Genomic DNA, 12,940 nt, shown 5'->3' with positions numbered 1-12,940 from the left:
GAAGCGTTAGAATGCCGACCTAAACAAGCCTGCAACACATCGAGGACTACCCCATGAATGCCGCCTATATTTATCTGGCCATTGCCATTTGCTCGGAAGTGGTTGCAACCGTTTCCATGAAAGCCATCAAGGGCTGGAGTACGCCTCTGCCGCTGGCACTGGTCATCATCGGCTACAGCATTGCGTTCTGGATGCTGACCCTGGTGGTGCGCACTGTACCGGTGGGCGTGGCGTATGCGGTCTGGGCCGGCATGGGCATCGTGATGGTCAGCATCGCGGCGCTGTTTATCTACGGGCAAAAGCTTGATGTCCCGGCGATGCTCGGGATGGGCCTGATTGTGCTGGGTGTGGTGGTCATTCAACTGTTCTCGAAAACCGCCGGGCACTGACCGCCACTCAACAGCCTGTATACTGCGCCTCTTGTCTTGAACACTGAGGTCGCCGATGCCATCCGTTATTTCCACCGACGTTCTGATTGTCGGCGCCGGAGTTGCCGGCCTCTGGCTTAACGCGCGCCTGCGCCGCCAGGGGTTTTCCACGGTGCTGGTGGAAAGCGCCACACTGGGTGGCGGGCAAAGCGTGAAGTCCCAGGGGATCATCCACGGCGGTGCGAAGTACGCCCTGCACGGCGCCCTCACCGGCGCATCCGAAGCAATTGCCGACATGCCGCGCCGCTGGCGCGAAGCCTTGGCCGGTAACGGCGAGCTGGACTTGTCCGGCGTACGCTTGCTGTCCGAAGCCCATTACCTGTGGTCCCCCGGCACACTTGCCGGCAACCTCACCAGCTTCTTCGCCAGCAAGGCCGTGCGTGGCCGTGTCGATCAGGTCAAAGGCGACGACTTGCCCCCGGCCCTGCAGGACCGACGCTTCAAGGGCAAGGTCTATCGCCTGGCGGAACTGGTGGTGGACGTGCCAAGCCTGATCGAACGCCTGGCCCAACTGGCCGGTGATGGCTTGCTCGCCGGGCAGCACATCGAACCGCTGCTGGACGGCGACACGCTCGCGGGGTTGAAGGTCGATGGCCGCGAGATCCGCGCCCAGCGCATCGTGCTGAGTGCCGGGGGTGGCACCGCTGATCTGCTGGCCTCTTTGGGCCTCAGCCAACCCGCCATGCAAACGCGCCCGCTGCATATGATTATCGCCAAAGGCCCGGGCCTGAAGCCGTTGTATGCGCACTGCCTGGGCGGCGGCACCAAACCGCGCATCACCGTCACCACTCACCCGGCTGCCGACGGCAATTGGGTGTGGTACATGGGCGGCGATATCGCCGAGGCGGACGGCGTCGCACGCACGCCTGAAGAACAGATCGCCACCGCGCAAAAAGAGCTGGCGCAATTACTGCCGTGGATCGACATGAGCCAGACCCAGTGGGCCACGCTGCGGGTTGATCGCGCCGAGCCACTGCAATCGGGCCTGACCCGCCCCGACAACGCCTTCCTCGCCGAACAAGGCCGCCTGCTGGTGGGCTGGCCGACCAAGCTGGCGTTGGCGCCGGACTTCGCTGATCGCGTGCTCAACGCCCTGGAGCGCGACGGCATCCGCCCTAGCGCCAGCGAAACCCTGCCCGACCTGCCAAAACCGGCCCTCGGCCAACCTGCCTGGGAGCACCTGTTGCCATGAGCCTGCCAACCCTGCACGACCTGCATCGCCCACTGGGCAACACCGGCCTGCTGGTGTCGCCACTGGGCCTGGGCACCGTCAAGCTGGGCCGCGACCAGGGGGTGAAATACCCCAACGGCTTCCAGATTCCCAACGACGACGAAGCACGGATGTTATTGCGCCAAGCCCAACAGCTGGGCATCAACCTGATCGACACCGCCCCCGCCTATGGCCGCAGCGAAGAACGCCTGGGGCCGCTGTTACGCGGCCAGCGCAAGGATTGGGTGATTGTCAGCAAGGTCGGCGAAGAATTTGCCGATGGCGTGTCCCGTCATGACTTCAGTGCCGCCCATACGCGCCTGTCGATTGAGCGCAGCTTGAAAAGACTTGAAACGGATTTTATTGACCTGGTGCTGGTGCATTCCGATGGTAACGACCTGCATATCCTCAACGATTGCGAGGTGTACCAGACCCTGGCGGAGCTGAAAAAAGAGGGCAAGATTCGCGGCTTCGGCTTCTCCGGCAAAACTGTCGAAGGCGGTGTGAAGGCTCTGGAACAGGGTGATTGCGCGATGGTCACCTACAATCTGAACGAACAAGCCGAGAAAGCCGTGATTGATTATGCGGCGGCCCATGGCAAAGGCATCCTGGTGAAAAAGGCCCTGGCCAGCGGCCATGTGTGTCTTGCGCCTGGAATGGATCCAATTCGCGCCAGTTTCATGTTGTTGTTTGCGCAAACGGGTGTCGCCAGTGCTATTGTCGGGACCATTAATCCGCTGCACCTGGCCCATAACGTGGCGACCGCTGCCCAAGTCATTCGTCAACTCTGATGCCGCCGACGCGGCCGACCCCGTCGCAAAAAGGAGCCGACATGCCGCGTACGCTCATTAGAAAAAACCCCAGCAACTTTAAAACACTGCCGCTGCACGTCGAAGCCACCCCCGAAGGCCTGAGCTACCAGAGCGTGGGCATGCCGCTCAACTTTGCCCAGACCCTGCAACGGCGCAAGCCGGTGGAGGTGGCTGACCCCGAGCGTTTCGCCCTCGAGCTGGCGAACCTCGGCGTGTCGGTGCGCCTGACCCTGCACTGGCAGAACAAGGATTACTGGGTGCTGGTGCGCCAACGCCGCCAGGACCGTGGCGATGTAGTGCTCAAACTGATCTCCGGCTACGTCCCCGCCCACGAACTGAACCTGCCGCTGCACACTGCCATTCAGGAAATTGCCGAAGAGTGCCTGCTGGAAACCCCCGAGGGCTGGTTGGGCGGGCGCTTCAATGACACCTGGCTGCCGGCACCCTACTCTGCGGCCTTGCATTACCGTGAAGCCTTGCCGTTTCGCTTGAGCCCTTTGTCCGGTGCCGCACGCCCGGTACGCTGCGCGACCACGCAATTGATCGAACGCCCACGGGCTTACGTGCACCTGCCCACAGCGTCGCTGCAATTGATTTATGACCTGCGCCTGGAAGTGCCGAAGGAAGCCAAGTCCCTTAGCCTGTTCCATGTGGATGAACGGCTTGAAGGCGACCAACTAGTGGCGCGCCTGGACCGCCAGCGGCCCGACCTGTACCTGATGCCCCTGAAAGATGGCCAGCCGCTTGCCGAGCTGTACACCGTCAAGAAAGACCAGCTTTACCCGGCCAGTACGCGAGGCTTGTACCTGGCGGAAAGTTTCGCCCAGCAGGAGGGTTGGCTGGTGCGCGACGAGCGAATTCGCTGGAAGGATTGGGTCAGGCAGCAAGGCCTGGCAGAGCCGGAAAAAGAATCGAAGCTCAAGCGCTTGACCGGCAAGGCCCGGCAGATGCTGCGCAAGATCGTGCCGAAGAAAAAGGCCAGCCGCTGAACTCAAAAACGAAGCAGATCAATGTGGGAGCGGGCTTGCTCGCGAACGCGGTGCATCAGTTACACATGTACTGACTGACACGCCGCATTCGCGAGCAAGCCCGCTCCCACAGTTGATTGTGTTCAGCTGTTTAGTAGCCGCTCCAGGCCGACCTTCAACGGGGTTGGCTCAGGCAGCGTGAAACTGCTCAGCAACCGTTGGTTGTTGGCCCGCGAATGCCGAATATCCCCCGAACGCGCCGGCCCGTAGGTGATTACCGGCAACTGCCCCACCACCTCTTCCAGTGCCTGCAATACCTGCTTGAGCGTGGTGGTGCGATTCCAGCCGACGTTGATCGCACCCAACGGTGCCTCAGGCGCTTCAATGGCCTGTACCAACACATCCACCAGGTCTTCCACGTACATGAAATCGCGGGTTTGCTCGCCATCGCCAAACACGCTGATCGGCACACCCTGTTGCACGCGCTCGCTGAAAATACTGATCACACCCGAGTACGGCGACGAAGGGTCCTGGCGTGGCCCGAAGATATTGAAGAAGCGGAAAATCACCGGTTCCAGACCATGCTGGCGGCGATAGAAATCGAAGTAATGCTCACCGGCCAATTTGTCCGATGCGTAAGGCGTCAGCGGTGCCTTGGTGGTCTCTTCATCAATCGAAGCGCCCTCGCCATTGTTGCCATACACCGCAGCGCTGGAAGCAAACACCACACGCTTCACACCGGCCTTGCGCATGGCTTCGCAGACATTCAAGGTGCCGACAAAATTGCTTTGGTGCGTGCTGACCGGGTCATCCACCGAAGCTTGCACGGAAGCTACTGCCGCCAAGTGCACCACCGCCGTGGCGCCGACGGCGGCTTGCGCCACCAGTTCGGCGTTGGCGACATCACCTTCAATCAGCTGTACGCGCGGGTTGTCCAACGGCACATTGCTGCGCTTGCCGGTGGACAGGTCATCCAGCACCCGCACGGCGTAGCCTTTTGCGAGCAATGCATCGACCAGGTGCGAGCCGATGAAGCCGGCACCACCGGTGATAAGGACCCACTTATCTGCGTTACTCATTGTTGCGGATCTTCTCGACAATGGCCGTGGTCGAGCTGTTTTCAACCAGCCCCAGCACTTTTACCGTACCGCCGTAAGCGCTGACGATGTCTGCGCCCACGACTTGATCAACGGAGTAGTCGCCGCCCTTGACCAGCACGTCTGGCTTGACTTGGGCCAACAGGTTTTCCGGGGTGCCTTCAGAGAAGCTGATCACCCAGTCCACAGCACCCAAACCGGCCAATACGGCCATGCGTCGGTCAACACTGTTGATCGGACGGCCCGGGCCTTTCAAGCGGCTGACCGAGGCGTCGTCATTGACGGCGACGATCAGGCGATCGCCTTGAGCGCGCGCCTGTTCCAGGTAAGTCACGTGACCGGCATGCAGGATGTCGAAGCAACCGTTAGTGAACACAATGCTTTCTTTGTGGGCACGGGCATCGTCAATCGCCAGCAGCAATTGTTCGAGACTCAGCACGCCACGCTCCGAGCCTTCGGAACGCTGGATCGCCCGGCGCAACTCAGGTGCGCTGATGGCAGCGGTACCCAGTTTGCCGACCACAATGCCCGCCGCCAGATTGGCCAGGGCCACGGCGTGGGGCAATTCTTCACCGGCCGCAATGGACGCCGCCAGGGTGGAAATCACCGTATCACCGGCACCGGTGACATCGAACACTTCACGGGCCCGCGCCGGCAGGTGCATCGCCGGGTGGCCCGGGCGCAGCAGGGTCATGCCGTGCTCACCACGGGTGACCAGCAAGGCACCTAGGTCGAGGTCGGCCATCAGCGCGGCGCCCTTGGTCACCAGTTCGTGCTCATCGGCGCAACCGCCGACGATGGCTTCGAACTCGCTGAGGTTTGGCGTGATCAGGCTGGCGCCCCGATAAATCGAAAAGTCCTTGCCCTTGGGATCGGCCAGCACCGGGATGTTGCGGGCCTTGGCGGCCTGGATAAGCACTTGATGATTCTTCAGGGCGCCTTTGCCGTAGTCGGACAGGACCAGCACCTTGATGCCTTCGAGCAACGCGTCAACCTGACCGCTCAGGGCCAGGGCGTCGGTGGCGAAGGGTTCTTCGAAATCGATACGCAGCAATTGCTGGTGACGGCTCATGACCCGCAGCTTGACGATGGTCGGCTGATGGGCAATGCGCTGGAACAGCGCGCGCACGCCTGCACCGCGCAGGCTGTTAGCCAGGCTGTCGGCGGCTTCGTCGTCGCCGGTTACACCCACCAGGGAGGCCGGTGCGCCGAGGGCGGCAATATTGAGGGCAACGTTGGCAGCGCCACCTGGACGGTCTTCGATTTGCTCGACCTTGACTACCGGTACCGGTGCCTCAGGGGAAATCCGTGAGGTACCGCCATGCCAGTAACGGTCGAGCATGACATCGCCGACCACCAAGACAGGGGCTTGATCGAATCGCGGCATGGACAACTTCATGGAGCAACCCACATACAAAATGAACAGGGGCGCGATATTAGCACAGGGTTACAGGCGGCTTGTGGAGGGCGTGACAGAAGATTGTGTGGCAGGCCTGCCAGGGAATCCACCGATGAACACCGGCGGGAGCGGGCTTGCCCGCGACAGCGTTGAATCAGTCGAAACATTCGGTGACTGACACTGTGCTATCGCGGGCAAGCCCGCGCCCACAGGGTTTTAGGTGATGTCGGCAGACACCGGCGCGTCCAGGCCCATGGCATGCAGACGCGCGTAATAGCCGTTCTGCTTGAGCAACTCGGCGTGGGTACCGCGCTCGACAATCCGGCCGTCGTCCATCACCAGGATCAGGTCGGCCTTCTCGATAGTGGACAAGCGGTGCGCAATCACCAGGGTGGTGCGGCCCTGCATGACCTTGTCCAGAGCCGCCTGAATGTGCCGTTCGGATTCGGTGTCGAGGGCCGAGGTGGCCTCGTCGAGAATCAGCAGCGGCGCATTCTTGAGCAAGGCCCGGGCGATTGCCAGGCGCTGGCGTTGGCCGCCGGACAACAGCACGCCGTTTTCGCCCACCTGGGTATCGAAGCCTTTGGGCAACTGGTCGATGAAGTCCTTGGCATAGGCATCCGCCGCCGCCGCTTCAACGTCTGCCCGTGGCGCACCGGCCAGGTCGCCGTAGGCGATGTTGTTGGTCACGGTGTCGCTGAACAGGGTGACATGCTGGGTCACCTGGGCAATGTGCTTGCGCAGGTTGAGCAGTTTGTAATCTTCGATCTCTACACCGTCGAGCAGGATTTCGCCGCTTTCATGGTGGTAGAACCGCGGGATCAGGCTGGCCAGGGTCGACTTGCCGCTGCCGGAGCGGCCCACCAGAGCGATCATCTGCCCAGGTTCGGCCGTAAAGCTGATGTCCTTGAGCACATGGCGTTCGGTGCCGGGGTAGGTGAAGTTCAGGTTACGTACGTCCAGGCGGCCGCTGACCTTGTCGCGTTCGACGGTGCCGCGGTCGACTTCCTTCTCTTCGTCCAACTGTTCGAAAATGCTTTCAGCACCCGCCACGCCTTTCTGGATGGTCGAGCTGACTTCCGAGAGTTGACGGATGGGCTTGGGTAACAGGCCGGCCAAGGTGATGTAGGCAACCATGTCGCCAGCAGACGCATCGCCGCGAAGGTAAAGCACCAGGAACATCAGCACGGCCATGGCGGTGTAGATCACCAGTTGCAGCAACGGCGTGTAGATCGCCCCGGTGCGGGTCATGCGCAGCTGCTTGTCGGTGTTGCCCTGGCTGGCCTTGAAGAAGCGCTTCTCTTCGTAGACTTCGCCGCCGAAGCTGCGCACCACGCGGTAGCCCTGGATGGTTTCGGAAGCCACGTGGGTCACGTCGCCCATGGCCACCTGGATCTTCTTGCTCTGCTTGCGGAATTTCTTGCTGGCCGTGCTGACCATCACCGCAATCAGCGGCAGGATGGCGATCATCACCAGCGTCAAGCGCCAGTTCATGAACAGCAGTGAGGCAAACAGGAAGATCACCGTCATGCCTTCGCGAATCACCACCTTGATGGCATCGGTCGCCGCACCCGTGACCATGGTCACGTTAAAGGTGATGCGGGAAATCAGATGCCCGGAGTTGTGGTTATCGAAGTAGCGGTTGGGCAGCGTCAGCAGGTTATTGAATAACTGCACGCGCAGGTCGTGGACCAGGCCCAGGGAGACCTTGGCCAGCAGGTAGTTGCCCAGGAACGAACCCAGGCCCTGCCAGGCCGCGATCAGAATGATCAATAAAGGCACGGCTTGCAGCAATTGCAGGTCGCGCAGGAACGGTACGTTGGGGAACAGCACCGCTTCCGGGTTGGATAGGCCGTCGACGAAGTACTTGAGGATGTACCCCAGCATGGGCTGGGTCGACGCGAAAATCAGAAATCCAACGATACTCAGCGCGAACAAGCCGGCATAGGGCTTAACGTACATGAGCAGGCGGAAGTATATTTTCAAGCTCGAAGGGCTTGCGCTCGGACTGGAGTCGGTCATATCACGCGGCGTTTTGAAAAAGGAGGCTGACTTTAGCACAGCTTCTCTGTTGTACTTGCACCCGGTATAACCCACGGCCCGGTTGGATCCAACCGACGACATTACATAGCGACTACTTTAAGATGGTCGGCTTTCTCAATTCTGGAATGGCTTTTCTGTATGCACTCCAAGCGCCTTGCCTACGGCTCAAATCGCGTTTTCGACTTCCTGGTCCTATGGATTTTGCCCATTGGCTTGTTGTTGCTCCTGAGTTCGCTGTTCTACGTCACCAATCGCAATGTCATGCACCGGTTCTACTACGGTTTTTTCAGTGTGCCGACCTTGTTCCTGCTGTGCTTGCGCCCTCGGGAAATCAAGGAGCTGTTGCGTGAACCCCTGATCGTCGCGTTCCTGGCGTTTTGCGCCTGGGCGCTGACCACCGTGTTGTGGAGCCCGGAACCTACCGGCGACTCCAACCTGTTCAAGGTGCCACTGCAAACGTTCATGCTGTTTGCCGGCTGCGGGCTGCTGCTGCATTACCGCAAAGAGCTGTTCAAGCCGATATTCTTCAGTGCCGCCGTGATCGCGCTGGTGGTGTGCCTGTGCAACCTGGTGGCATTCGCCAAAGGCTTCGAGCCCGGCCTGAGCATGCGCATGATCGGGGGCCGTGGTGCCCTCGACAACCCACTGCTCAGCTCCCACCTCTTCGGCTTTTTCTGCGTCTATTGGCTCTATATCTGCATCACCACCCAGCGCCTTCGCGTGCTGTGCTTCAGTGCGCCTGCACTGGCGATCATGACGTTAGCGATCCTGGCCACCGGCTCCCGCACGCCGCTGGTTGCGCTGACGCTGGCCGCCGTATGGATCGCCTTTGTCAGCCGCAATCGCCGCTCGGCACTGATGATTGCAACCCTGGTGCTGGGGGCTGCGGCGCTTCTGCTGTTTTATCCCGAAGCAATTACCGAGCGTGGCAGTTCGTACCGCTTTGAGTTGTGGGGCATGACGCTGCAGCGTATCGCCGAGCACCCCTTCATCGGACACAGCTACGACTCCGAATTGTCCCTGATCGTGGGCGGTGTCGAGCTGATGGAACCCCACAGCTTTGCGCTCGGCGTGCTCTATTACGTCGGCATCATCGGCTTTATCCCGTGGATCTTCATGCTTGGCTGGGGCCTGTACAAAGGCTTTAAAGAGCGGGCACAGCCGCTGTTCCTAATGACTTCCGCCCTGCTGGCCTACGGCATCGGCGCCGGCCTGACCGAAGGCGGTGGCATCCTGTCGCGGCCCAAGGAGCACTGGTTCCTGCTGTGGATCCCCCTGGCCCTGATCGCCGGCCTGAGCATCGCCAAACGTCGTGGCAGCCTGCTGCGCATTCCGGTGCAAACGCCCAAGCAGCAGGCGTTTGAAGCACTGCGCAGCGGCGCTGATGTCATCGAGGAAGATGGTCTTGGGCCGAAAGTCCTGCGCCTGCAGGATGGTAGCTTCCTCAAGCTGTTCCGGGCCCGCCGCTGGTACACCTCCGGCATGTTCAACCCCTATTCGGAACGCTTTGTCAGCAACAGCGAACAACTGCGACGGCTAGGCATTGCATCACCGGCCATCCTTGATCTGTATTACCTGCAGGATGGCAGCAGCGCCGTGCACTATCGGCCGCTGCCCGGCCTGACGCTGCGTCAGGCCCTGCAAAGCCTGGACAGCAGCCTGCGTGAATCGCTGATTGAACGGTTCGGCCGGTTTATGGCTCAGTTGCACGAGCGCGGTGTGTACTTCCGCTCCCTGCATTTGGGCAATGTGCTGCTCTTGGAAGACGGTGAGTTCGGCCTGATTGACGTGGCAGACATGCGCATCTTTCCGTCAGCGCTGCGCAACACGCTGCGCCAGCGCAACTTGAAGCATATGCAACGCTATTCGCAGGACCGCAACTGGTTGTTCGAAACCCACTTCGAACAGCTGGCCAACGGGTATGCGTCGGTCGCATCGCCGCAAGCCACGCTGAAAATCCGCGAGCAGGTCCTCACACTCGCTCGCCCTGCCACCTGAAGGCGAGCCCGGTGCGCCCCTGAAACGGGGCGCACTCACGCGGTATCAGTCTTTTTCCAGCGGGGAAAAGTACAGTCGGCCAAGGCCGCGCCAGGTTTTCTTGTTCCAGGCACCAAACGGGATCTGCGCCAACAGCTCTCGCGCCAATGCACGATTGCGATTGGACGTCTTGAGGAACATGGAGCTTAGGAACTTGTAACGCACCTCGTCATATTGCGGGTGGTCACTGAACAGCGCGTAGGAACGCAGGATGTTGTCGATCATGAATCGATGATTCTTGTACGAGTTGGTAGCGTGCTTGCGGTAGCGCGCCATCACCACGTTCAAACCGTCGATGAAGTACCCGGCGCGGGTAATCTTCAGCTCGATCAACAAGTCTTCCAGGCGAATCTGCGGGTCGAACCCACCGACCTTTTCCAGCGCCTCGCGCCGGATCATCAGCGTGGGCGCTGGCGGGTAGGGTTTGCGCTCCAGAAACATATCGTCGAAGTCCAGGCGCCGAAAAGGCACATCCCGGCGCTGGCGCTTCTCGGGAAACAGCTCGCCGTTGGAGTCGATCAGCTCGATATTACCGGCACAGATACCCACCTCAGGCTTGCCATCCATATAGGCCACCTGGGTCGCTATGCGCTCCGGCAACATGATGTCGTCGGAGCCGAACGGCACAATCAGCGGGCCTTGAGAGCGGGCAATCGCGCCATTGAGCGTATTGGTCAGCCCTTGATTCTGCTGGACACGAAAGTCGAAGGCATGGTGTTCCTGCAATCGACGAATGCGCTCGACACTGTCGTCTGTCGACCCATCGTCAATCACCAACAGCTCGATGTTGGGATACGTCTGGTTCAGGACACTGAGGATGCTTTCCTCAATGTAGGGCGCATGGTTGTAAGACGCGATGATCACCGTGACCAAGGGCTGACTCTGGTTCATACATTGTTCCTGCGTGCTTGAGCCAATCCTGAATCAATCAGTTCCAGGTATTCCTGGCGGAACACCTCAATGTCGTGCTGCGCCTGAAGGTACTGATAAGCCTGCTCGCCTTTCTGCGCGAGCGCTTCATCGGACAGCGCCAGGTAGGTGTCCAGCGCCTGGGTCAGCTCGGGCACGTTGGCCGGCTCCACGGCCAGGCCACCCGCGCCTTCAATCAGCGGCAGCATGGCCGGTACGCTTGAGGCGATCACTGGCAGGCGACCGCTCATGCCTTCCAGCAATGCCAGGCCCAAGCCTTCTGCCAGCGAAGGCATCGCCCAGATATCAAAGGCGCGTACGTATTGCAGGGCATTTTCCTTGAAGCCCAGCAAATGCACACGACCCGCCAGACCAAGGCTGTTGATTTGCGCGGCCAGGTTGGACTCTTCGCGCCCGGCACCAATGATGGCGAGCTGCGCCGAAGGGTATCGGTCTTTAAGCGCCGCAAATGCCTGCAACAAATAGGTGTGGCCCTTCACCGGCACCAGTCGCCCCAAGGCGCCGATCAACCGAACCGAAGGGTCGATGCCCAGCAACTCGCGCGCGCGTTCACGCGAATGCTGCAAGCCTTCGGCCTGCTCGATGTCGATGGCATTGGTAATGGCGTAGGTATTGCGGTCGGTAAACCCGCACTTGCAGTCCAGCAGGTACTGCTTGACCGCTGGCGACACGCCGACAAAACGCCAGTGCTCGTCGATCCAGCGCTGGGCCTGCTTGCGTCGGTAAAGGCGGTCGTACTCGCCAAAGCCGTGGGAGATGCCGATGCACAACGGGATCTTCAACCAACGGTTCAGCTGCAACATCATGTTGACCGGCTTGAAGCGGTTGCACACCACGACGTCAAACTTTTCCTTGCGGCAAAACTGATACAGCCGCCACATGGCGCGAAGTCTCAAGCCCTTGAGCGACTTGTCGGAAAACTCAAAGTAAACGGACGTGGCGGCGCGACTGACCGGGTCCGCAGGCCCAGGCCGGCCACGCAAAAAGGCGGCGGTGACTTCATAGCGGTCCGCAGGCAATGCCTTGACGATCTGTTCGGCCAGGTCGGCAAAATCATGGGATTTAACATTGTAGTCAGGCTGCAATTGCAGGACCTTGAGACGCCGACTCATAACTCTCCTCGATGGAAACCTGTGGCATCAACAACCCAGGTTTTTTCAGCGGCCAGCGTCTCGATGTACGCGGCGTCTGGCGCCGGCAGCAACGGCCACTGATTACGCTTCCAGCAGACAAAATGGAAATACGGAAATTCCCGACCGCCATCCCTGTCGTTGGTCAGGCGACCATTATTCCAGAACCATTGATGCGGGAAGCGATCACTGCCGTCGTGCCATTTGATCGCACCACCCGGCGTACTGAACGCCTCGGTGAATTCACTGCGCCGACGCCACGGGTTGAGCTTGCCTACCAGCTCGAACAGCGGCTTCGGAAAATTCTTGCGCCACAGGAAAATCCTGCTGAACGCGCCTTCATCCAGGGCATGATGCTCCTGATCAGTGAAGCGCGCTTCCCAATCCTTGATCTGCATGAACACTTGGCGCTTTCTGGCGGTATTGCGCATCAGGCACAAATGGCCGGCCACCCGCCGCTCATGGGTCGAGAACAGGTCATAGCCGGCCAACCGATCAGCAGTGAAGTATTCGCGCAGGTTGCCATAGATCAGGTCGAGGTCGCCAAACGCCCAGAAATCGTAGCCATTGAGGCGGTCAGCATGAATGTGCCCCAGCGCTGGCTTGATATCACACAGCTTGTACGGCGCCTGGGGCGCAAAGTTGATGTACAACCGCTGTGACACCAAAGCGCAGTAATCGGCAAAGCTAATACTTTCAATCCGGACGTTGTCCGGCACGTTGGCCGGTATCGGACAGTCGCTGAATAACAACCAGTCGATGTCCGCGTTGCGTCTGCAGCTTTCGAGAAAAAACGGCATCCAGAATGGCCAGTGACCAAAGTACGGGATAAGAAAAAGGATGCGGGGGCATGGATTAATCACTGGGGACTCACTGTCATTTTTTT

11 protein-coding genes are annotated in these 12,940 nt (G+C 60.2%); 5 read left to right on the top strand and 6 right to left on the bottom strand.

Annotated elements, in window-relative coordinates:
- Positions 1-53 precede the first annotated feature (53 nt).
- From A7J50_RS02375 to A7J50_RS02360, 4 genes are read left to right on the top strand one after another with little or no spacing between them, the layout of a single operon-like run.
- Entirely contained in the window at positions 54-389 is a 336-nt protein-coding gene (locus tag A7J50_RS02375; protein ID WP_064450379.1) for a DMT family transporter, read from the top strand.
- A 55-nt stretch (positions 390-444) separates the two neighbouring features.
- Complete coding sequence (locus A7J50_RS02370) at positions 445-1,620, top strand: NAD(P)/FAD-dependent oxidoreductase (RefSeq protein ID WP_064450378.1); 1,176 nt, start codon at positions 445-447, stop codon at positions 1,618-1,620.
- Positions 1,617-2,429, top strand: coding sequence for an aldo/keto reductase (locus A7J50_RS02365; RefSeq protein WP_064450377.1), 813 nt, complete (start codon positions 1,617-1,619; stop codon positions 2,427-2,429). Before A7J50_RS02370 ends, A7J50_RS02365 begins: the two co-directional genes overlap by 4 nt.
- A gap of 41 nt (positions 2,430-2,470) precedes the next feature.
- Entirely contained in the window at positions 2,471-3,439 is a 969-nt protein-coding gene (locus A7J50_RS02360; protein ID WP_064450376.1) for a hypothetical protein, read from the top strand.
- A gap of 122 nt (positions 3,440-3,561) precedes the next feature.
- Here A7J50_RS02360 and A7J50_RS02355 read toward each other — a convergent pair whose 3' ends face one another.
- The 3 genes from A7J50_RS02355 to msbA form a co-directional block, all read right to left on the bottom strand.
- Complete coding sequence (locus tag A7J50_RS02355) at positions 3,562-4,497, bottom strand: NAD-dependent epimerase/dehydratase family protein (protein WP_064450375.1); 936 nt, start codon at positions 4,495-4,497, stop codon at positions 3,562-3,564.
- Positions 4,490-5,914, bottom strand: a complete 1,425-nt coding sequence (gene hldE / locus A7J50_RS02350; RefSeq protein WP_064450374.1) for a bifunctional D-glycero-beta-D-manno-heptose-7-phosphate kinase/D-glycero-beta-D-manno-heptose 1-phosphate adenylyltransferase HldE — start codon at positions 5,912-5,914, stop codon at positions 4,490-4,492. Before hldE ends, A7J50_RS02355 begins: the two co-directional genes overlap by 8 nt.
- A 216-nt stretch (positions 5,915-6,130) precedes the next feature.
- Positions 6,131-7,936, bottom strand: a complete 1,806-nt coding sequence (gene msbA / locus A7J50_RS02340; protein WP_064454845.1) for a lipid A export permease/ATP-binding protein MsbA — start codon at positions 7,934-7,936, stop codon at positions 6,131-6,133.
- A 159-nt stretch (positions 7,937-8,095) separates the two neighbouring features.
- Between msbA and A7J50_RS02335 the strand changes: the two genes are divergently transcribed.
- A complete protein-coding gene (locus A7J50_RS02335; protein ID WP_064450372.1) occupies positions 8,096-9,955 on the top strand; it encodes a bifunctional O-antigen ligase/aminoglycoside phosphotransferase family protein in 1,860 nt (619 codons plus the stop codon).
- Between the two features lie 45 nt (positions 9,956-10,000).
- Here A7J50_RS02335 and A7J50_RS02330 read toward each other — a convergent pair whose 3' ends face one another.
- From A7J50_RS02330 to A7J50_RS02320, 3 genes are read right to left on the bottom strand one after another with little or no spacing between them, the layout of a single operon-like run.
- The gene (locus tag A7J50_RS02330) at positions 10,001-10,885 is read right to left on the bottom strand and encodes a glycosyltransferase (protein WP_064450371.1); all 885 of its coding nucleotides are present in this window, start codon (positions 10,883-10,885) and stop codon (positions 10,001-10,003) included.
- A complete protein-coding gene (locus A7J50_RS02325; protein ID WP_064450370.1) occupies positions 10,882-12,036 on the bottom strand; it encodes a glycosyltransferase family 4 protein in 1,155 nt (384 codons plus the stop codon). The genes A7J50_RS02330 and A7J50_RS02325 overlap by 4 nt, the downstream gene beginning before the upstream one ends.
- Positions 12,033-12,917 (bottom strand): DUF6625 family protein, encoded by an 885-nt coding sequence (locus tag A7J50_RS02320; protein ID WP_064450369.1) that lies wholly within the window; start codon positions 12,915-12,917, stop codon positions 12,033-12,035. The genes A7J50_RS02325 and A7J50_RS02320 overlap by 4 nt, the downstream gene beginning before the upstream one ends.
- Positions 12,918-12,940: the final 23 nt, after the last annotated feature.

It is taken from the genome of Pseudomonas antarctica, assembly GCF_001647715.1.
Taxonomy (GTDB): Bacteria; Pseudomonadota; Gammaproteobacteria; order Pseudomonadales; family Pseudomonadaceae; genus Aquipseudomonas; species Aquipseudomonas antarctica_A.
Note: the sequence above shows the minus strand (reverse complement) of the source record. Positions and strands in the feature narration are given on the sequence as shown.